The organism is Microcoleus sp. AT9b-C3, assembly GCF_036705485.1.
Lineage (GTDB): Bacteria > Cyanobacteriota > Cyanobacteriia > Cyanobacteriales > Microcoleaceae > Microcoleus.
This window is the reverse complement of sequence record NZ_JAUBUR010000023.1, coordinates 26,810-47,076: the sequence shown is the minus strand read 5'-3', so window position 1 is coordinate 47,076 and position 20,267 is coordinate 26,810. Positions and strand designations below refer to the sequence as shown.

Sequence of the window (20,267 nt, the reverse complement as noted above, 5' to 3'; positions counted from 1 at the left end):
ACACCGTTTTCCAAATTCTACATTCTGCGCGGGTAGACTGCAAATTTTCGCCCCCGACTTCAGTCTCCGGCGCTTTAGCTAATCAGTTAAATTAATCGGCAAAGACACGGTAAATACTGTTTTACCGGGCCTCGACTCCACATCAATTTTACCTTGATGCTTTTCAATTATTTTTTTTACAATATCCAGTCCCAACCCGCTGCCTTCTCCCGCAGGTTTTGTGGTAAAAAAAGGCTCAAAAATTTTCGGAATAATCTCTGGTTGAATCCCCTTACCGCTGTCAAGAATTTTTACCAATACCCTGGTATCTTGTTGTAGCGCGTCAATTGTTAAAGTTCCTTGATTGTCCATCGCTTGTAAGGAATTGTGAATTAAATTTGTCCAAACTTGATTGAGTTCGTCTGGATAACACAGTACCACAGGCAATTTATCTTGATAGTTTCTGATCACTTCCACACCCTGCTTGATTTGGTTTTGATAAAGAGTTAATACAGTTTCAATTCCATCCGTAATATTCACTTGTATTTTTTCCCCATTTACATCGTAACGCGCATAATTTTTCAGGGCAAAGACGACTTTTGCAGCGCGTTCAGTAGCGGTAGCGATGGTTCGGGCGCTTCTGTGAATGCTAGCAAAGTCGTAGGCTGTTTTTATAATATTTTCGCTGTCAGGATCTTTGAGCAACAACAAGAATTCTTGCAGATTTCCTTGCAATCCGATATTGACTAAAATGCTAGCAAGGCTGTCAGAATTGTCAATGCCTTCCGAATCTAGCTGCTGCTTCACGCCTTTTTTCAATACCCGTTTTTCTCGCGTAGATAAAGAATAATTTTGTTGACTAGAAGTGTACATCAAGCGCAAAAAATCTTCCTGGCGTTCTGCTGACAGTTCTTTAAAAAAAACAGGCAAACTTTCGAGATTATTATCCAAAAAGCTGGTAATATTTCCAATAGACGATCGAATCGCCCCCAACGGCGTATTAATTTCGTGAGCAATGCCCGCAATCAGTTGCCCTAATGCCGCCATTTTTTCCGATTGCACTAATTGATTCTGAGTAGCTTGCAGTTGCTCTAAAGTAACTGTAAGTTCATTGTTTTTCTGTTGAAGTTTTTTTCGCAACTGGCACATTGCTAAATGAGTTTCTACCCTCACTAGGACTTCTTCCACCTGAAAGGGCTTGGTAATATAATCTACCCCGCCCACAGCAAAGGCTTTGACCTTATCAAGTACGTCATTAATCGCGCTAATAAAAATCACCGGGATGTCGCAAGTTCGTTCATCAGCTTTGATCTTTTCGCAAACTTCATATCCATTCATTTCGGGCATCATGATATCCAACAAAATCAAATCGGGAGGCATACCTTTTGCCGCCGAAAGCGCTAACTCGCCACTAGGTACTGGGCGCACTTTATAGCCCTTGCCATTCAAAATTCCGGCTAGCAGCCGCAAATTAGCTGGGGTGTCGTCAACTACTAAAATATTACCGCGGTCGGTGCTAAGAATGTCGTTATTCATGTGATATTGCTTGAGATATTAACTTTAAAACTGTGTCGTACTCAAAATTTTCTATACAAGTTGCGATCGCACCTGCCGTTACTGCATCCTTTAATCGAATTTGCTCTATCAATGTATCAATTAAATCCATATCTGCATTCAGTATCGCTAGCTTTAAATTAGCTACCAGTGAATCAGGCAATTTTACGAAATCAGCCGCACTCATTGCGCGATCGCCTTCTTTGATTGCCGATAAATTAGTTTGACCCGGATCTTCATAAATATAGCGCACTCCGATATGTTTGTGCATCGCATCAAAAATATCGGCTTCCCGGAAAGGCTTTCTCATAAAAGCATCGCAGCCCGCCGACAAAATAACTGCCCGTTCTTCCTCCAAAACGCTCGCTGTCAGCGCAATAATCGCAGTAGCTTGACCTTTAATAGTACCTTTAATGTATTGCGTAGCTTCGTAGCCGTCCATCACAGGCATTCTCATGTCCATCCAAATTAGATGCGGTTCCCAACTATCCCAAATCTCAATAGCTTCTTCACCGTTAGTAGCTTCTTTTAGTTCAAAACCCAGAGGAGAGAGGATTTTAATTAACAGTTGGCGGTTGAGCGGTTTATCGTCTACTATCAAAATTCGATAGGTGTGTTGGTTGGGAACCAGGCCTATAACATTCCGGCTCGGTTTTGGGCTTTCAATATCAGCCGCATCGACCGCAATAACTTGAATGTCAAACTTAAAATTAGTTCCCTTCCCAACAGCAGAACAGACGCTCATTTCGCCACCCATTAATTCCACAAATTGGCGACTGATTGGCAATCCCAAGCCGGTACCTTCTTGCGAATCTTTGCCTGTCTTTGTTTGCACGAAAGGTTCAAACAGATCGTCTAATTCATTGGTAGCAATGCCGGGTCCAGTATCCTCGACTTCAAAATAAAGGAAGAAGGAAGAGGTAGAAGCTGAATCGTCATTTGGTGTTACAATAATCTGATTGTTCGACTGACTGAATGGAGATATTTTAAGATTATCAATAGCGGAAGATTCTCTATTTAGTGATACTTTTCTGCGGTCCAAAATTCCCCTTTCTGCCTGCTGATTTATCCCTAATGACTGCTTGCTAACTCTGACCGCTACACCGCCCTCCTCGGTAAATTTAAGAGAGTTATTGAGCAGATTAATTAAGATTTGCCTCAACTTTAACTCGTCAGCTTCTATGTATTGTGGCACATCGGGACTGCGGTCAAAAACCAACTGCAAGTGCTTGTCATCTGCTTTGAGTTGAAACATATCTTCCAACTCATTGAGCAGGCGATAGAGGTCTATTTTATGGGGATTGAGGGTGGTGCGCCCCGATTCAATTTTAGATAAATCCAGCACGTTATTAATCAGGGTAAGGAGGTGTTCTCCGCTGCTCCTAATTATGCTAATATTTTCTTGATGTTCTGGGGATAGGGTTTGGTTGCGAGTCATCAGTTCGGAAAAGCCGAGAATTGCATTGAGAGGCGATCGCAATTCGTGGCTCATATTAGCAAGAAATGTGCTTTTAGCTTGATTGGCTACCTCTGCTTTGTCTTTAGCTACAGCCAATTCTGCCGTCCGCTCTTGCACTCGCTGTTCTAAAGTTTCAAAAGATTGTTGCAGTTGTTGAGCCATGCTATTAAATGACTTGGCTAATTCCCCTAATTCGTCAGAACGTTCGCTTTCTACTGTTTTGTCCCATTCACCTTTAGCAATATTTCTTGCTGCTATATTTAAGCTCAAAATAGGATTTGTTACCCACCGAGAAGTCAGAATACCGATCGCCACAGCTACTCCTAAAGCTGCGAAACAAAGCAAAACCGCTGTGCGGGTATTGGCATCGATTTCTTTGGTGAAATCTGCTTCGGGAACAACTACGACAATCAGCCAGTCTAAACCTTTGCCGTCTTGGAAGGGCAAGACTTTTAAAAATTGTCGCTTGTTATCTATTTCAAAGCTCAATAACTCGGATTTCTTAATTTGGTCTAATTTTTTAAAATTAGCCGTCAAATATTTAGCTGTCGCTTGAGTAAAAGGGTTGCTGCTTTCTTCTACTTTAAACAATTGTCTTTCATTACCTTTAGTGCGAAACGGGTTTTCTGTTGTGGAAGTTGCTAACAAAGTTCCCTGGCGATCTATAATAAATGTTTGACCGGATTTGCCAACTTTGAGACTGTTGAGAAATCTCCCAAGATGGTCGAGACGCAAGGCAGTAAATAAGACTCCTTCTAGCTGATTTTTTTCGCTGTATACTGGTTGGATAGCGCTGATAAGTAATGTCGGTTCTAGTAAGGAAACAAAAACCGAACTCCAAGTAGGTTTGCCGACTTTTACGGCTTTTTGGTACGCAGGATGTTGCCGATTATCATAGTTTTTGGCAAGGGTGGTAACTGTAGTGCGATCGCCTCGCTCGTTCGTATTGTAAGAATAAAAATTTAACCCAGTAGATGTTTCTATCACATTAATCATTCGGGAGCCGTTAGACAGTTGTTCACCGGATCTATAATCTCCCTTATCGTTGCCAACGGAGGTAAAATTGATATAGGGATATAATTGTACTTGCCGCAAAAGATATTTCTCCCAAGCTGATAAGTTTTCCATCTTTAACAAGCCGAGCTTGACAGCATCCAGCTTGGTTTGATTGATTTGGTGGGGAGTTGTCAGGTAAACTTGCAGATTTTGCTCGACACGCAAACTGACCTCGCTCATTAACTGACTGGCAAGGTTATTAACTGCTTTTTGTCCGTTTCTAAAAGAAAGATATCCTACGAGTCCCACGGCTCCCACGATTTGCAGTACAAAGGGAACTATGAGAACAGTTCGCAGCGGTAATTTGTCTAAAATTTTAGAAACCATAAAATTGAGAGGTTTGGTGAACTTAGTCTAGAACCGTATTTGCACAACCGATCTTAATAGCAGCACCATTTATTTACTGCAGCTTAGCTAGGGGGAATTGATGCGGGCTATTTTAGCTGTGGTAGATGCTCGACCCCGATCAAATGTGAACCTAATGTTTACTCGATTAAAATCTATTATTTTACCCATTGTCGTATTATTATTACCATTTAGGTAAAAGTTGCAGTCTCTGGCTTCGAGAACAGCCTGATATTCGATCGCGGGGGCGAGTTTAACCCGCATGGGTCAAGCGGTTTGGGGGCAGACCAGGAAATTTGCGATCGGCACTCGCCATTTTCCGCAAGACGTGTTATACTGTAAACAGTCGAGGGCACGTAGCTCAGTGGATAGAGCATCAGGTTCCGGTCCTGAGGGTCGGGGGTTCAAATCCCTCCGTGCTCACTTTCTATGTCTTTTGTAGAGTAAGGGTTTCAGGTTAATTGTATTACCGATAGTCCTACTTTCCGCTCAAATTTCGCTCCTGTCGGTTCCTAGTATCTCCAAAACCACCTCGATGTCTGCCAAGTTGGCCCCGGACTTTTTGCGCCGCGCTTTCAACTGGTTGAGCAGGTCGGCCGGCTCTGGGAATTCTGCGACGGTCGGAGCGGAGTTTTTATTTGCTTGGCGATCGGCGCGCTCCTTCTTGAGTTCTTGCTCCAACATCTGCACCTTCAGTCCTAAGTCACCGTTGCGCTCGTGTAACTGATTGAGTTCTGCATCCCATTCTGCAAGTTGCTTGTTGGCCGCTTTCAATTCCTGCCTGAGCGATTCATCGTTGCCATCGCTCAGGCTCTCAATTTTCCCAGCCGTTCCTCAATCCCTGCTAATTTGGCCGCTAGCAAGGTGTCTAGCTTAGTGTCTAGCAAACCGTCTAGCACTGGCTCGATGTCCGAAATTTCGGACACTTGGGCTTGAGGTTGGGGTGTCGGTTCTGACATTGCTTGGTTGGCGGCTACTTCCAGAGTGCGGATTACCCAAGCGTTGACGCTCAAACCCTCTGCTGCTGCGACACCTTTAATGGTTTCAAGTAGGTCGCGGCGACCGTCTAATCTCAAGTTAAGCTGGCATCTGTCTGTCATGTCTAGTACCCGTCTAGTGGTTGTCTAGTTACATACTAGCACCTTGTCTAGCGGTTGTCTAGTTAGATACTAGCACCTTGTCTAGTGGTTGTCTAGTTAGATACTAGCTAGTCCGTCTACCCTGCTACCGCTCAATCCTTCAAATTTGCAAGACGTTCTTCAATGGCAGCTATGCGTTTAATTAGTGGGGCAATGCGATCGGAGATAAGTATGTCTACGCTTTCGGCGGTTACTGTAGACGCGAGGGTAGTGTCACTCTCTGTAGACAGCGTTGCAGAAGTCCCTGATACTTCCTTGAGAATGCGTTGTGCAGCTTGACTTACCGACTCGCCCTCTAGCCTCTGAGCCTCTATCCAGTTGAGGAAGTGACCAGAAGCGCGGAATGAAACCACTTGACTTTGACTCATTGTAGACACTTGTATACAGTATTTGTCTACACTAACCGCTAACTGTCTACACTGTCAACATATTGTCTACAAAAAGGTAGACACAAAAATCCCCCAGTTAAGGGGGATGAGAATGCTCGTTAGCGCGGTGCAGGCAAACTATAACCCCCACCTTGAAAGGCTGTTCCACTTACCCTCAGTTGTTGACCCCCAGAGTAAGGAGTCTGAGGCTGTTGTGCAGCTCTTAGTTGAGATTTAGCTATATCCCGATACCCTTGCTCTCGCTGATCAATGTTTTTGAGAGTTTCGTTATTTGGCCCGTAGAATCTTTCTGCATTTCGCCGGGTAACATTTTGTACCGCACTGTCAAAATCACCTCTAAATTTCGAGACTCCTTTTGCTATAGCTTCTTCCCCAGGGCGTAGAGCAATTTCTTTCGTCTGCCGCCAATCTTCCGCAGATTTTGCGTTAGTCAGCTCCATGATTTCCCTCCAGGAATCCCCAGCTTGCCAACCTTCCCTAGTATTTGGATCTTGAATTGTTGGGATATATCCAGGCGGGTAAGGCTCACCTGTTTCTGGGTTCACAATAATCGGTTCGCCTGACTGTACGACTGCGTAAATCCGCGTGTATTGAGTCTGCTGCCCCAATGGGTAGATGTTCCCGTTTACTCCCATCCCCGTTCCAGGGCCGAATAATGCCGGGTTAAAATTTCCGTTGAATGTCCCGTTAACACCTCCCGGTTGAGCGGGATTTACAGACGAAGAAAAATCTCCTAGCCCTAATCGAGTAGCTTGTTGCTGGTTATATATGGGAGTGGTTATCGGTTGATTCGTGTATGCTTGTGCCATTTTTTTACTAGATTGATGTAATTCAATTGTTACCTATGATTCAATCGCATACGCATTCTTCTGCATTGTCTGACACGATGACTTTTCGCCCTTAAGGATTTGTCTGGCTTTACTTGTAGACACAAAAATCCCCCAGTTAAGGGGGATGAGCTTGAGTCATTAGTCAGCGGCTTCTAAGTCCTTGGGGTCAAGCCATGTAGTAAAACGTCCGTCAGGCTTTAAACAGGTAATTTGTCGGTATTGGTCAATATCCTGCACCACCAACTCTAGACCCGCTAGCTGTTCGGTGTACTTTGTCCCGATGTAACGGACTCGGAGTCCTTTCTTGGCTTTTACAGTCTTGGGCTGGGTTAGCATTTCTGTCAACTTTTGCCGCTCGCTGTCGGTCAGTTGAGAGAGTAAATTACATATCTGGGTAAAAGGTGAGGAAACTGGGTTGGCTGGGTTGGCAGCGCTCTCTGTAAGGGTTTGTGAGTTGGCAACTGGGTTGGCAGAATTTTTTGCCAACTCACTTGCCAACCCTGTAACGCTTGCCGTGTCTACTGCCAACTCTGCCAACCCAGTTTTATGACTTCTGGTATGGTTGTGTATAAAACCAATTCCCAGTAAATATTTTTGCCCTCTCCGTTCTGGGTTGTCGCGGTCTTCGCAACGATGTTTTGTCACCTTGGGGAAAATCTCGCACAACCTTGAGTACAACTGATTTACAGCTTTCACGGGGGCATCGTATTTATTAGAAAGCTCATTCCAAATGAACTTCGGCTTTTTCTTTTCCCCAGTGTCCTCAATCTCTAAAATCCCAGATTCTACATACCAGTCCTGTAACTGCTGCCACAAATCTGTAACCCAAACTCGCCCGCCGGCCTGAACTTCCAAACCAACCTCGCGGGCAAACTGCCAGAGGTGGCGGCTCTCTTCCTGAGCTTCCCGCATCGCCTCACGAGTCGCGTTGTAGTCAATACCTTCAGTCAATAGGAGTGGCAACCGCTCTAACATCTTATTGAGCATCGCCGGCGCAATCCGTTCAAGGATAAACTTCTCATCATCCTTAAAACGCGGGTCAGCCTCTAACTCTCCCTGAGACGGGTCAGCGCCGTGCTTGTAAGTTTTCTTGAAGCTCAAGATGCCGTAACGGTCATCAATCGCCGCCGTCCCCCCAGTGATGGAGGGTAGTTTGTTGCAGTTGGCAAAGAAGATAGCGACCGGTTTGTATTCGTAGCCGTCCTTGCCTTTGCGCTCAATATCGATCGGGTCGCCTGTGATTAATTGCTTAAGGCTCTGAATGGTGTCTAGGTTTACGTTTGCTGTGTTTTCTGAAGCCCAATTACAGATGCTTCCCTCAATCCCCGCCAGCGAGAACTTACGGCCGGTGTCGTAGGATTTGAAATCTGCCAGCGACTTACCAGTCATCCCCCGCCCAAAAACAGCGGCCAACACAGCCCGCAGGGTATCTTTGCCGTTAGCTCCCTCGCCGTAGCACAGCAAGCCTTTAACGCCCCGCCCCGTCAACTTCGAGCGCACAAGCTTCAAATTCAACGCAGCAGCGGCCGTCCTCAAAAATATCTCACGCTGCGACGGCTCCAAGCATTCCAGAAGGCGATCGCAATCAGTCGGGTCGATGTCGGGGTCATACTTGCAGCCGACATAGGTATAGACCTGGTTAGGGTCGTGTGGCACAAACGAGTGAGAACCGTCAGGATTAACTTTCAATACCCCGTTAGAACAATTCAGACCATCGGGGTTTATGTTGTCTTGATGAACGCCCTTTTGATTAATAATCCAAGCAAGAACTTCGGCAGCATAGCTAGGCTTAGCTCGGTTGTGAACCCAAACACCACTCTTGGATTTTTCCGAGTAAGTGTTTAGCCAATTGCCAATGCGACGTTTTTCTTCAACATCTGGGCGTAGCTCATAATGGTTGCCAACATATTGATAAAGTTGCCCCCCAATTGATTTCCAGTGACCCTCCGAATAAAGCGCAGCCTCTGCCTTCTGTATGTAGTTTTGCTGTGCAGTCGGCGCTATGTCTGGAATGTAGTTATTCGCGCTACTGTCATACTTCTGGCATACTACTTCTTCTCGCGTGCGCGGGTGAGGAGTTAGGGAATTTAGTATGTTTTGAGCACTGAGTTTTTTCTCGTCAATCCAATCTTTGACATCCAATCCCTGACTTTTTGGCAGATTATCCCAAGCCCAGGAGTCGGGGTAGCAGTACAGCCACTGAGCCTCTGGGAAGTGCTCGGAAATTTTGGCCGCATCCTCAACTCCTGGTATGTCACGGTCAGGACAAATAACAACCTTCGCACCCTGTAAATCGCTTGTGTCAGTGATTCGCCATTTTCCAGCGCCGCCGATGCTGGTGGTAGCGGCCAAACCTAAATCCCAAAAAACATCGGCACACTGCTCGCCGTCAACGATGAAAATGTAGTCACCGTTTGCGATCGCCTTTTGGATATCGGGATAGCGGTAAATTGGGATGCTGGCACGTTGAACGTTACCCAGTCCCATCACCCAGTCGTTCTTTTCTTTGTCCCAGTGCTGCTGCTTGATATCCTTCTTGTGGTCTTTGCCGTTATCGATTCGGCGCACCCTGACAAGCGCTAAGCCGTCACGGTCTGGGTAGTGCCAGTAGCGAGTCTGAGCGGGGCGGATAGCTTTCTTTTCTTGAACTGGCGCGTAGAAGTAGTGACCGTCCTGGTCAGTCTTACTTGTAGCCTCCCAACCAGTAGCGGGCGGTTGGTCGCGGTTGCAGACTGATAAATTGCCGATGGAGTAGCACCAGTCAGACTTGCCACAGTGCAGGCAAGGATTGTCTTTGGTTACACGAACCAGATTTCCACGGGTGCTTGAAGTTTGCCCGTCATTCGAGTTAATATTATGGGACATGATGATTTGTCTCGTCTTTCTAAGAGATGGGTGAATTACCTAAAACCGTTGCGCGTAGGTCTCAATTACTGGCAGCGGTTTTTTGGTGTCTAGAATTTGTTGAAAATTTAGAGCATAGGAGAGACCGCCCCGCGAGTTAGACTGCGGGTGCGATTAAGCTGTCGTTGCGAGCACAGCCACCTATTTCGGCATCGGGAAGCGGCACAAAACCTTTAGGCGGGCCATTGCAAGAAGGTTCGGGCTGCGACAGCAGTAAACGATTGAGGAAGTTTCGGAGTGTAGTCCGACTTGCAAGGAAACGCCGAAACGTGTCAGGGTTTTTGTCGAAAAAAGCTTTGATGGAGCAATACTTTACTTTGCGGAGCGACCACAGGAGATGACCGTTTCCCCAAAGAAGGTGTTCAAAAGATTTGTCCATGCTCCGCCTGTCTTTGAGCTGGCTCAGAAGCTGTTCGTTAGAAACCTGAATCAAAACTGTCCAGAGCGCTAGGCTGTTCGCCTTGTACTTTCGGTCACGCGCCAAATGAAACGTCAACGGTTTGCCACCGAGGACGCCGCGAACTGTTAATCGCTCTGCCAGCTCTACAAGTTTTTTCTTCTCTGCCGAACACTTTAAGCACATCGTTTTATTTTACCCCTCGCCCTAAAAACGAAAAAAACACGAACCGGAAACGAAAAAAAACTCACTCGTCGGGTTTAAAGGTAAAAGCATTCGACGAGCGCCTCGCAGAGCGGGTTTGGAACCCGCGCTCGAATCGCTCCCCTTATTCCCCGATCAGTCGCTTATATTCGGCCTCAGCATCTTTGTATTTCTGGGAGCCGCCTTTGGACACTCCCCAAACCTCAAGGATGATTTTTGCTTTGCCCCATCCTTTTGCCTTGAGTTGCAGCGCTCGTTCACCGCGTTCTATTTCGCCGTTCTGTTCGGGTTCAGCTAGCTGTTTTTGAACGTTGGGTTCTAGTTGCTCTTCCTCGCTACAAGTCAGTGCTAGAGCGCGTTCGAGATGTTCCACGGGATTGAGCAGCGCTTCGGCTTCCTGTTGCCTCTGCTTCTGAGCTACATAGACCTCGGTGGCTATCTCGTCCTCAACATCTGCCTTAATCGCACGGATTTTGAGCGCTTCTATTTCCGCATCCTCTGCCAACCGACGGGCGATATTACCAGCCGATACCGCACAAGCCACAGCGACACCCAGGCTTAAGCCCTGCGTGAATTTGTGCCAGCCAATACGCTTATCTAATGCCACCAAAGGAGCCAGCCAAAGCGTCAAACTCGCGCTCGATAAAACTATTAGCTTTAAGAGCATAGAAATACCCCCAAACCAACGACTAGAACCGCCAGAACGCTTGTCAGCACTGCCTGCAACTGTTGAATTGATATCTTTAGAAACTGGCTCAAAGAGTAGTCCAGGAGCCACGCTATCGCCCAGATAATTCCGAGCGCTGTAAGTAGAAAAGTCACCGCCCTAAATGCCATCGGATGCAAACTCGCTACCCATCCCAGAAGGGAGGAAGCGATGCACCCGGCGACAAAATAGTTTGCCAGATACATCGCTCTCATTAGTTTGCCCCCGCCGTCAGCTTGGCTTTAATTGCATCAATGCGAGTCCGTGCATCATTCTCGGCTTTATCAATTCCTAGTCCCAAGCGAGCATATCCCGGTCGGAGTCCGTGCAACTTTTTGGCTAAGCTGGCATTGCTGCGAACTTTTTTAAGTTCGTTATCGGCTACAGCACCCTCGTATTTTCTGTGTTCCTTGTGCACCTTAGCGTCCGCTTCTTCAATCTTGCCCAGAGCCTGATAAGCGCGTTTAGACTGTCGAGCGCCGTCGGTTTTCTCTTTGGCTAATTCTTTGAGTCTGTCCGCTTCATCCCGATCGAAGTAACGCGGGGCTGGCACAATCGGGGCGGTACGGATTGAATCAAAATTGCCGGGATTTAGTGGGGTAATTACACCGGGCGCGGTTGCTTGCAAAACTTTTGATTTGTCGATCGCGTGTCCGCCGTCGTTGCCAGCAGTGATTTTTCCGGCATCGGAATTACCGCCGAACAGTCGCAGTTGTAAGCTCATAATTTTGAAGCTCCGATTTGAATGTTTACGCGGACTGGGGGAAATAAATTCAGGGGGTTGATTTGACGCCACATGGACATAGCCAGCACAAACACTCCCGCCGATGCGAGAACGAGTGCGATGAGTTGCCCAAAATCAACCCAGTCTAAAAAGCTAGTGGAAGTTTGGCGGGTGAAACCGCACACAGGGAATGAACCGTCGTTAGTCCAATCAATGCTGTCTACACTGTCTAGCACTTTGTCTAGTGGTTCACTCAAGGTGTACAAACAGTCGGACTGTTTGCGACTGTTTGCGACTGTTTCACTTGTGTCAAGCGATTGACTCCCGGTATACAAACAGTCGGACTGTTTGCGACTGTTTGCGACTGCTTGTATACCTTCTGGCACTGTGTCTAGCGGTTCAGATGTCTCGTCTACAGTGTCTACATTCACTGTGTCAAGCGATTCACCGTCAACGAGGTACAGTTCTAACAGCGCTTCCCATGTAGCAGTTTTAGAAAGCTTCCCGAACTGTCTGGCGTCTTCATTGGAGAAGCCACGGTCATAGGCGATCGCCCTGAGTTGGTCAATGCGACGGTAGTTGACGGCGGGCTTAGTCATGACTGACAAGCCTCAAATCACCACCAACAACCAATCGCTCGTCAAAACAGGGATACATAGATTCTGGCCCTTGTCCACTTGTCCAATTAATGAGGTAAGCCCAAGTTTTTTCGTAAGGATGCCAGCAAAAACCAACCACTTCGCCGTACTCGATACACTCGTTGTCAAATTCATCAGTCCAGTAGTCGGCTACTTTGTCGCCAATGTTAAACGGGGACTGGGGATATTTTTCAGGGATTGGATTAACTGGCTGACTACGCGGTGCAAAAAATAGCAAAGTGGCCGATGCGATTTTTTGCAATAACTCGCGACGGGGAAATGTAAAGTGTTGCGATCGTCCGCAAAGACGATCGTCTAAAAATGTCATAATTTATCGGCTCCAAGCGTTGTAGACGAACGGTTGGGGAAGTCGTGACTTGATTAGCATTTCCAGTGCTAGTCAGTCGCGCATCAATCTTCCTTAGTTACTCACGATTGCAGACTTACAATCCCTTGTCAACACCGGGAGTGTAAAGTTTTGTTTCAAATTATTCGGCCAGCAACTCCATCACTTCGTGGGGAGTAATGCCGTAAATAGCGGCTAGCAGTTTGATACTTTTCACATCACTACCTAACTGTTTAAGTACCCCAATTGCACTACCCAAAGGAATAGCTTCCTTCGTAGACTGAGTTAATAAATCAATAGTTGTCTCAGTGTTGGCGCGACGCTTGTAAACAGTTTCATTCATCTGCGGTGAATGCCCCAAACTTTTAGCTCTTGTTTCCTGAGACATTCCAGCCATTTGACCGCTGAGATTAGCTAGATGGCGTAAAGCGTGAGTTTGAGTAAAACCTTTATTCCACCTTCTTAAGATATTTTGTGCGCGGTCACTATACAGTCCAGCAATTGTTTTCGGGTTACTTGAGAACGTTCCAATCTCAGGCAATTTACCTGACTTAATTTCTAGGCACTCTATCAAGTCAGGATGGGTAGGGGGAAGCATCGGCACACACAGTCGGTAGCCTGTTTTGGTTGTCGTGTCGAGTAATGTTTTGTCACCCACTACAGCAATCATCTTTACGTTATTTAACTCAGTCAGTGCTGGGATAATAACGCCATCCTTTGTTTTAAAAGGTTTGTCAATGTTCTGAATAGCGAACACTTCGTGAACCCGAAAGCCATACACCATCTGCATTGAGAACACCCACAGCCACCGTTTGCGTGATTCCAGATGGTATCGCTTATCATCTGAGACACTGAGAACCTGAATGCGAAGCTTGAGAAAATCATCCACTGACAAGGTTTGAAGGTCTTCCCGAAATTCTGTTTGCGTACCGTCAATTTCTTTAAGTCTAGATAGCAACTCAGTATCGCCAATAGTCTCAGCTAGTTTTTTCATGGCACACAAGCAGTTCTTAAAGCATTTAGTTCCTGGCTTTTTAATGTGAATGACCGACAAAACATCTACCGAGTTTATAACCGCCTCCCGGGGCAACAGTTTAAAATATTGTCCGTAAACACACCCCCAGGAGCTTTGATGGCTAGCATTATTTCTGTCACGTTGTTGACGGCGTTTAGTGCGTCCTTCCCAGTATTCTTTCTCTACTTTTGCTATCGCCTCACCAAACGTCATCAAATCATTTTTGATAACGTTTTTATCCAAAATAACATCATCATACCAGGCTAAAAATCGGCTCTCGCTAGAGAATGATTGCAAAGCGCTAGCAACTAGATGAGCTTTTCTCAGAGCATCCGTAATACCTTGCATCGTCAGGTAGCACCCACAGGTTCTGTTGACACGCTTGTCACCTAACTTGAATTGCAGCGTTATGTAACCACCGCTAGCTTTCCTGTCTCTTTTTAGCCCTACGCCCTTGGGACATTCTTTCTGTGCTTGTTGGAAGTAGTCTAGAATCCGCTCGTAACCAATAAGGTAGTCTGCGGAGGTACTTACCGTGACAGGATTAGACTTTTCGCTCATCTTTCGCTCCCTACTCTGACAGTGCTGAGTTTGACTGATGCACTTACCCTACAGCAAGTCGCTCACTGTTCGCTCACATCAAAAACAAGACTTTCAGAGTGGGTGCAAAAAATGGCTAGAACGACGGAAACTCGTAAATCAAGAGCGAGGCTTTGATTCAAATCCCTCCGTGCTCATTTAAATTTATCAAATGACTGATTTTGAGAGACCGGGGACAAATTTTTGCCCTCGGTCTCAATTATTGTAATTTAAGCGTCAGTGTCAAAAATCGAATCGCCCCTGTAGTCGCAGGTCGCGGACTGATTCCGCCCCTGTTCCTTAGCACGGTACAGTGAACGATCGGCGATCGCAATCAAGTCAGCCGATGATTGTTCCGACATCGGAATCAAGTTGGCGATACCCATACTAATAGTAACAACATCGCTCACATCAGAGGTTTTGTGAGGAATATGTAAAGCTTTAATAGCAGCGTGAATTCGTTGGGCCACCGAACTCGCTCCTTCAAGATCTGTATTAGGCAAAATGATGGCAAATTCTTCTCCGCCGTAACGCGCCACCAAATCCGCCGGACGGTACACCACCTCTTGCACAGTCTGAGCAAGTTTGAACAAACAATCATCCCCCATTTGATGACCGTAGCAATCATTATAACGTTTGAAATAATCCACATCAAACAACAAAAGAGAAATAGGTTTTTGTTCTCGGTATAGCCGCTGCCATTCATGCTCTAAACGGTCATTAAAACAGCGGCGATTAGCAATTTGAGTCAACCCATCAATATTTACCACTTGTTCTAAGAGGTGAGTAGCGCGGGCTAGCTCTTCGTTAGAAAGTGCCAGTTGTTGATTAATTTCTCTCATGCGCGCTTGGGCCTGCTGCCTTTCTGCCAATTCCTTCTGCAACTTCTGAAAAATATCCGCTTGCTTAATGGCGATCGCTAACTGATTAGCAATCTGTTTAACAAGGTCAACTTCAAATTCTTCCCATTGCCGAGGAGCAGAACATTGATGAATACATAACAACCCCCACAAATCTTGTCCATTGAGCAACGGCGCAACTAAATTAGCCCGAACCGGAAATTGTTTCCAAAGAGCGCGGTAACAGTGTTGAAGGTCCATCTTATTGATATCTTGAACTACCTGCATTCTCCATTCTTTATATGAATCAATACCTTGTTCACCAGCACACGGGTCGTTAAATTGATTTCTGCTTACCAATTTACATCCTTCGCCTACGGATTCTGAAACAAACTCACCATATCCAAAATTACTGTCAGGATCGAACTTAAATATGCCGACGCGCTCGGCATCAAGAAACAAGCGAATCTCCTGCGAAGCAATCTCAAAAATTGTAGACAAATCAAGAGATTGACGGATGTGTTGAGTAATCTCTTGAAGTAATATCGCCTTGTCGTACTGTTGCCGCAGAGCAATTTCCGCTTGCTTTTGGGCGAGAGTAGCTGCCTCTGCTGCTTTTTTTGCTTTAATAATTTCACCTTCGTATAGGATACGCTGACGGATACAGATCAAGATGCAATTGTTGACGAAGTTTCCTCCCTGATTCCGACGCACAGCGTTGATCAGCATAGGTATATCACTACCCTCCTTTGACCTTAATGAGAAGTAAATTTCCTCTACTTTACCGTCGAGCTTCAACAGGGGGAAGAAATGGGTTTGAAAAAAAATCCGGCTGGCCATTGGCAGAATAAAGTCCATTTTCCGTTCCCGCAGTTCATCGGTTTCGTATCCGAGTAATTGCAGTAATGTGGCGTTGACCATTAGGATCGTACCATCGTCAGCAAACGAGATGAATCCACAGGGTGACGTGTTGAGTAGCTCGTCTATCTGGTAGGTCATGTTTGCCATACAAATCAGGTAGTATGAGGTGCACTCAAATACTCCTTAATCATGTCGATCGTCTCTTGTGGATGACTCAGGTGCGGGCAATGTCCCGTAGCTTTCATCAGCCGTAGCCTACTTTTAGGCAGGTGGCGCTGAAGGTAATGCCCTACCTCGGTGGGAGCAATCACGTCATCAGCGCATTGCAATATCAGTGAAGGTACTGATACCTTGGGTAAATCACTGCGATTGTCAGAGTAAAAAGTTACCTCCGCAAAGCGACTTGCAATCACCGGATCAGTGGAGCAAAAACTTGTCTCAAGTTCCTCACTTAACTCAGGACGGTCCTGATTCTGCATCACCATTGGCGCCAGAAAGCTTGCCCAACCAATGTAATTTTTCTCCATGATATCGAGGAGATCCTCAATATCTTTGCGCTCAAACCCTCCGTAATAATTTGGTAAATCATTGATGTAGCAGGGTGAAGGCCCTACGAAAATCAGGCGATTAAAGTAATTAGGAGCTTGAATTGAGGACAGAATGCCGATCATACTGCTGACCGAATGACCGACAAAAATCACATCCGTCAACGCCAATTCTTTACAAATATCGAGGACATCCTGAACATAGCCATTGAGGTCGCTGTACCGTTCATAACTGTAGGCACTAATATCAGACTGTCCCGAACCTACATAATCAAATAGGATGATTTTGTAGTCCTTCTCGAAAGCCGGTGTTACGAAACGCCACATATTTTGATCGCACCCAAATCCATGAGCAAACATCATCGTCTGGGTGCCTTGTCCAAACACTTTTATATTATTCCGTAAAAAAAATTTTTTAGTCATTTGAGCGACACGAGCATTAAATTAATTATAAGACTTTTGCGCGCTTTGATGAGGGAGGATTGCTGATTCCACATACTGGTAGACAACAATTCAGGATGTCGGATTAATTGAGTGGCAACCTCAGCCATGACTGGCTTCCTCAACATATAATGCTGCCCAATTTCCTAGGCGATCGCTTGTAACTATTCCCATTTCGCTGGGGTTTCGATTTCTTCGGCAATTGTGCTCAGATTTAAGCCATGTGTGATTACAACTATGGGTTGGGCAATTCCGCGAGCGATCGCTCCCAACGCTGGCTAAATCGCGGACAAGTGAGGGATCAATTTTGAGCGACTTGACCAGAAAATTTTTCAGATTGTTAAAAACAGCATAGCCAGGCACAAAATAATCGACATAAATCCCAATACCACGCTTTGATAATTGGTTCAAAACATGGTATGTAATGTCAACATTAAGCCTCATTGCCGTTCCCGTAATCTCTAGCTATAGATATTTTGGCTTCGTATCGGTGCGCTCAAGGATGCGATCGCTCTTAGCGATTAAAGTCGGTTGGCTGAGTTGACGTGCCGACAGATTCACCGCGATATTAGGCAGAATTAATCCTGCTGCTAGCCACTGCTGATATTGCCAGCAAGCTTGCTCTAAAATCCATTTGCTCTTCGGGCAAAATCAATCCAGTTTTTTCGGCGATGGCAATACATCGAGGGCGATGAATCCAACCTAGTTCAGGAGAATACACTCCTAGTATAACTTTAACACCAGCAAGGCTACCTGTTTGCCAATCGAGCTGAGGTTGATCGTACAGCAAGTATTTGCTTTCCAAGCACAATTCAAGAGATTTGCGATCCCCAGGGTATGGGATTTGACCCAAGGTATTGTTGCTGTGTAAAAACTATAGGTATTGGGTTCGAGAGGCAATAAAAGCTCCTATTTCCGCAATTAAGAACCTGTAAAACATTGTCGCGGTTGCTATAAATATTCACAAACCCCTCAAATTAAAAAAGTTGGGTTTCCTAGCTCAACCCAACCTACTTTTAACAACGATGAATTACTGCTAACCCTCAAATATCCTCATCGTCTTGACCTTGCACACCCTGGAGAATCCGCGATAGCTCACTCTTCTCATTAATCGTAATCCGAGTCGGAGAACCGCTGATAATCCGTTCGTAACCACGGAACGAATCTTTAATTTGTGGGCCTCTTTCAGTAATTGTGTATTCCCGAATTCCTTTGTCGTGCCACGAACCGCGCATCTTAAACACATTAATTGCCCGCGACATTTCTCCTCGAATCTCTACATACTGCAACATAATAATCGTGTCAGTAATCGTAGAAATATGGGAGTCCGTAATCGAATTAGAACCCATAAACTGGTCGCTTGTATTCGTAAAAAAGCCGGTTATTTCTTCCTGCTTCGCAAAACCTGTCACTCCGATCACAAATTGCCTGAAAGCATTATTGCTGACACCTCTAGCTAAGGCCGACAGCGAGTCTATAGCAATTCGAGAAGGTTTGAACTCCGCAATTTCTGATTTAATAGTCTGCAAGTGGTCTTCCAAACCGGCAGATTCCGGGTAAGTACACAGCAGCTTCAGCATTCCTTTCTGTTCCATTTCCTCAAAATCAATGCCCCAAGAATAAGCATTGCGGAACAACTGAGCTCGCGACTCTTCATAGGCAAACAGCAGCGCCCGATTGCCGTTCATACAAGCATTCTGCAAGAACTTGCTCACCAAGAGCGTTTTGCCTGTTCCCGTTGCACCCGTAGCCAAAATAATCGAGTCTTTGAAGAAGCCACCACCGCACATCTCATCGAGAGTTTTATCGCCCGAAGAAACCCGCACGTTGGAAGACTTTTGAGTTAATCGCATCGCCCCTAATGGGAAAATATTAATTCCGTCATTAGTCATAGTAAAAGGATATTCGCCCTTCATATGAGTTGTACCGCGCAACTTCAAAATTTCGATGGTGCGGCGGCGGCGTTCTCCTTCCAATACGTTGCGAACAATCACCACATTATCCGACACAAATTCTTCCACTCCAAACCGAGCCACCGGGCCGTATTCTTCCACCCGTTCCGTCGTCATAACTGTAGTTGCTCCGACTTGTTTGAGGCGGGCAACTAAGCGAAAAATTTCTCGGCGCACCACCGATGCAGCATCGTACTGCTGAAATACGGCGGTAACAGAATCTATTGAAACCCGCTTGGCTTTGTACTTGCGAATGGCGTACTGAATTCGCTCGATTAAGGCTGATAAATCAAAATTTCCTACGATATCTTGACCTTCGGGATCGGGGGAAGCATCCAAAATAAATAGCTTGCCTTCCTCGATTAACTGTGCCAGATCCCAACCGAAACTGCAAGCATTTTTAATAATATCTGTCGGAGATTCTTCAAAAGTTACGAAAACTCCTGCTTCGTCAAAATGCGTAATTCCATTATAGAGAAATTGTACGGCAAATAAAGTTTTTCCCGTTCCTGATGTGCCGCTGACTAGGGTGGTTCTGCCGAGCGGCATTCCGCCGTGACTGATGTCATCGAAACCCTCAATCATCGTGCGAATTTTTTCAACTCCTGCCGTTACCAATCCTTCTCGTTTAACCGTTTGACTAATTTCATTCATGTCGATTTTTGTCAACTCTCAGTATTCTTTAGTTGTCACTCATTAACCGCCGATCATGAGTCTTTGTACCCAGCTTTTAGTTTTGGCTCTTGCTCAATAACTAATGAATGCTGACTGCTGACTAATGACCCCGCCCAAAAACCGATACCGTGCCACGTACTGCTGTCGTGGAAAGATAAAAATTTTAGATTTTTGTTCAACCTCCCAGATTCATCTGTTGAGTAAATCTAAAATCTAAAATCGTTCGACGCTCGCGCGACTCGACGCTTCGACGCTCGCGCTCGCCGAACGTTTCACGCCAAACCGAAGTCTTAAATCTAAAATCGACTGACTCTTACCTGATTATCTTATGAATTCAGGTCTTCTTCGCGAAGTTCTTCATAGAGCAAATCTAATCCTATCAGAACTTTCTCACGATCGGACAAATCGCCAATAATTTTTCGCACCGGCGGCGGCAGGATTTTGGCCAGCGTGGGGGTTGCCAATATTTTGTCCTCTTCTGCTAGCTGAGGATTTTTGAGAACATCTATGACTTTCAGCGCGTAGACACCTTGAAATTCTTGTTCTAGGATGTCCTTTAGGGTTTTCAAAGCTCGCACTGAGTTAGGAGTATTCCCCGCAACGTACAGCTTCAGAACGTAGGTTTTCTTCAGAGGACTCATGAACTTTTTTAAATGTTGAGTATTAGTTGTCAGATGTTAGTTGTAGTTG

General features: G+C 45.7%; 19 protein-coding genes and 1 tRNA gene. 1 reads left to right on the top strand and 19 read right to left on the bottom strand.

The features are described 5' to 3' along the window. Window positions 1-78: 78 nt before the first annotated feature. On the bottom strand, window positions 79-1,515 hold the full coding sequence (locus tag QUB77_RS20115) for a response regulator (RefSeq protein ID WP_333180589.1): 1,437 nt from the start codon (window positions 1,513-1,515) through the stop codon (window positions 79-81). After that, window positions 1,508-4,375, bottom strand: coding sequence for an ATP-binding protein (locus tag QUB77_RS20110; RefSeq protein ID WP_333180590.1), 2,868 nt, complete (start codon window positions 4,373-4,375; stop codon window positions 1,508-1,510). The genes QUB77_RS20115 and QUB77_RS20110 overlap by 8 nt, the downstream gene beginning before the upstream one ends. Window positions 4,376-4,743: 368 nt before the next feature. On the opposite strand from QUB77_RS20110, the gene QUB77_RS20105 reads away from it, so the two are divergent. After that, window positions 4,744-4,816: transfer RNA gene (locus QUB77_RS20105), tRNA-Arg, on the top strand. Between the two features lie 66 nt (window positions 4,817-4,882). Here QUB77_RS20105 and QUB77_RS20100 read toward each other — a convergent pair. The 17 genes from QUB77_RS20100 to kaiB all read right to left on the bottom strand — a co-directional run bounded on the left by QUB77_RS20100 (window position 4,883) and on the right by kaiB (window position 20,218). Next, window positions 4,883-5,167, bottom strand: coding sequence for a flagellar alpha dynein (locus tag QUB77_RS20100; RefSeq protein WP_333180591.1), 285 nt, complete (start codon window positions 5,165-5,167; stop codon window positions 4,883-4,885). Between the two features lie 32 nt (window positions 5,168-5,199). After that, window positions 5,200-5,493 (bottom strand): hypothetical protein, encoded by a 294-nt coding sequence (locus tag QUB77_RS20095; RefSeq protein WP_333323339.1) that lies wholly within the window; start codon window positions 5,491-5,493, stop codon window positions 5,200-5,202. A 131-nt stretch (window positions 5,494-5,624) separates the two neighbouring features. Further along, window positions 5,625-5,900 (bottom strand): hypothetical protein, encoded by a 276-nt coding sequence (locus tag QUB77_RS20090; protein WP_333180592.1) that lies wholly within the window; start codon window positions 5,898-5,900, stop codon window positions 5,625-5,627. 119 nt (window positions 5,901-6,019) lie between these two features. Further along, window positions 6,020-6,730, bottom strand: coding sequence for a hypothetical protein (locus QUB77_RS20085; RefSeq protein ID WP_333180593.1), 711 nt, complete (start codon window positions 6,728-6,730; stop codon window positions 6,020-6,022). 159 nt (window positions 6,731-6,889) lie between these two features. Then, window positions 6,890-9,616 carry a DUF5906 domain-containing protein gene (locus QUB77_RS20080; protein ID WP_333180594.1) on the bottom strand — a complete coding sequence of 909 codons (2,727 nt, stop codon included), beginning with the start codon at window positions 9,614-9,616 and terminating at the stop codon, window positions 6,890-6,892. A 136-nt stretch (window positions 9,617-9,752) separates the two neighbouring features. Beyond that, a complete protein-coding gene (locus QUB77_RS20075; protein WP_333180595.1) occupies window positions 9,753-10,238 on the bottom strand; it encodes a hypothetical protein in 486 nt (161 codons plus the stop codon). Window positions 10,239-10,380: 142 nt separating this feature from the next. Further along, a complete protein-coding gene (locus QUB77_RS20070) occupies window positions 10,381-11,034 on the bottom strand; it encodes a hypothetical protein (RefSeq protein WP_333180596.1) in 654 nt (217 codons plus the stop codon). 142 nt (window positions 11,035-11,176) lie between these two features. Further along, complete coding sequence (locus QUB77_RS20065) at window positions 11,177-11,686, bottom strand: hypothetical protein (RefSeq protein ID WP_333323337.1); 510 nt, start codon at window positions 11,684-11,686, stop codon at window positions 11,177-11,179. Then, window positions 11,683-12,285 (bottom strand): hypothetical protein, encoded by a 603-nt coding sequence (locus QUB77_RS20060; RefSeq protein WP_333323335.1) that lies wholly within the window; start codon window positions 12,283-12,285, stop codon window positions 11,683-11,685. Before QUB77_RS20060 ends, QUB77_RS20065 begins: the two co-directional genes overlap by 4 nt. Continuing rightward, window positions 12,278-12,652 (bottom strand): hypothetical protein, encoded by a 375-nt coding sequence (locus QUB77_RS20055; protein ID WP_333180400.1) that lies wholly within the window; start codon window positions 12,650-12,652, stop codon window positions 12,278-12,280. The genes QUB77_RS20060 and QUB77_RS20055 overlap by 8 nt, the downstream gene beginning before the upstream one ends. A 160-nt stretch (window positions 12,653-12,812) precedes the next feature. Beyond that, window positions 12,813-14,246 carry a hypothetical protein gene (locus QUB77_RS20050; protein ID WP_333180399.1) on the bottom strand — a complete coding sequence of 478 codons (1,434 nt, stop codon included), beginning with the start codon at window positions 14,244-14,246 and terminating at the stop codon, window positions 12,813-12,815. 248 nt (window positions 14,247-14,494) lie between these two features. Beyond that, entirely contained in the window at window positions 14,495-16,111 is a 1,617-nt protein-coding gene (locus tag QUB77_RS20045) for a diguanylate cyclase domain-containing protein (RefSeq protein ID WP_333180398.1), read from the bottom strand. A gap of 5 nt (window positions 16,112-16,116) precedes the next feature. After that, window positions 16,117-16,932, bottom strand: a complete 816-nt coding sequence (locus tag QUB77_RS20040; RefSeq protein ID WP_333180397.1) for an alpha/beta hydrolase — start codon at window positions 16,930-16,932, stop codon at window positions 16,117-16,119. Between the two features lie 120 nt (window positions 16,933-17,052). After that, window positions 17,053-17,409: an EAL domain-containing protein gene (locus tag QUB77_RS31840; protein ID WP_445251783.1), complete on the bottom strand. Its 357-nt coding sequence runs from the start codon at window positions 17,407-17,409 to the stop codon at window positions 17,053-17,055. A 109-nt stretch (window positions 17,410-17,518) separates the two neighbouring features. Continuing rightward, the gene (locus tag QUB77_RS20035; RefSeq protein ID WP_333180396.1) at window positions 17,519-17,755 is read right to left on the bottom strand and encodes a hypothetical protein; all 237 of its coding nucleotides are present in this window, start codon (window positions 17,753-17,755) and stop codon (window positions 17,519-17,521) included. Between the two features lie 238 nt (window positions 17,756-17,993). Then, entirely contained in the window at window positions 17,994-19,556 is a 1,563-nt protein-coding gene (gene kaiC, locus QUB77_RS20030; protein WP_333068315.1) for a circadian clock protein KaiC, read from the bottom strand. Window positions 19,557-19,903: 347 nt separating this feature from the next. Continuing rightward, window positions 19,904-20,218, bottom strand: a complete 315-nt coding sequence (gene kaiB / locus QUB77_RS20025) for a circadian clock protein KaiB (RefSeq protein ID WP_006632119.1) — start codon at window positions 20,216-20,218, stop codon at window positions 19,904-19,906. Between the last annotated feature and the right edge of the window lie 49 nt (window positions 20,219-20,267).

Coding starts and splice junctions, on each gene's coding strand:
- QUB77_RS20115 (WP_333180589.1), bottom strand. CDS start 1,515: ATGAATAACGACATTCTTAGCACCGACCGCGGTAATATTTTAGTAGTT.
- QUB77_RS20060 (WP_333323335.1), bottom strand. CDS start 12,285: ATGACTAAGCCCGCCGTCAACTACCGTCGCATTGACCAACTCAGGGCG.
- kaiC (WP_333068315.1), bottom strand. CDS start 19,556: ATGAATGAAATTAGTCAAACGGTTAAACGAGAAGGATTGGTAACGGCA.
- QUB77_RS20080 (WP_333180594.1), bottom strand. CDS start 9,616: ATGTCCCATAATATTAACTCGAATGACGGGCAAACTTCAAGCACCCGT.
- QUB77_RS20075 (WP_333180595.1), bottom strand. CDS start 10,238: ATGTGCTTAAAGTGTTCGGCAGAGAAGAAAAAACTTGTAGAGCTGGCA.
- QUB77_RS20085 (WP_333180593.1), bottom strand. CDS start 6,730: ATGGCACAAGCATACACGAATCAACCGATAACCACTCCCATATATAAC.
- QUB77_RS20065 (WP_333323337.1), bottom strand. CDS start 11,686: ATGAGCTTACAACTGCGACTGTTCGGCGGTAATTCCGATGCCGGAAAA.
- QUB77_RS20110 (WP_333180590.1), bottom strand. CDS start 4,375: ATGGTTTCTAAAATTTTAGACAAATTACCGCTGCGAACTGTTCTCATA.
- QUB77_RS20045 (WP_333180398.1), bottom strand. CDS start 16,111: ATGGCAAACATGACCTACCAGATAGACGAGCTACTCAACACGTCACCC.
- QUB77_RS20040 (WP_333180397.1), bottom strand. CDS start 16,932: ATGACTAAAAAATTTTTTTTACGGAATAATATAAAAGTGTTTGGACAA.
- QUB77_RS20055 (WP_333180400.1), bottom strand. CDS start 12,652: ATGACATTTTTAGACGATCGTCTTTGCGGACGATCGCAACACTTTACA.
- QUB77_RS20050 (WP_333180399.1), bottom strand. CDS start 14,246: ATGAGCGAAAAGTCTAATCCTGTCACGGTAAGTACCTCCGCAGACTAC.
- kaiB (WP_006632119.1), bottom strand. CDS start 20,218: ATGAGTCCTCTGAAGAAAACCTACGTTCTGAAGCTGTACGTTGCGGGG.
- QUB77_RS20090 (WP_333180592.1), bottom strand. CDS start 5,900: ATGAGTCAAAGTCAAGTGGTTTCATTCCGCGCTTCTGGTCACTTCCTC.
- QUB77_RS20095 (WP_333323339.1), bottom strand. CDS start 5,493: ATGACAGACAGATGCCAGCTTAACTTGAGATTAGACGGTCGCCGCGAC.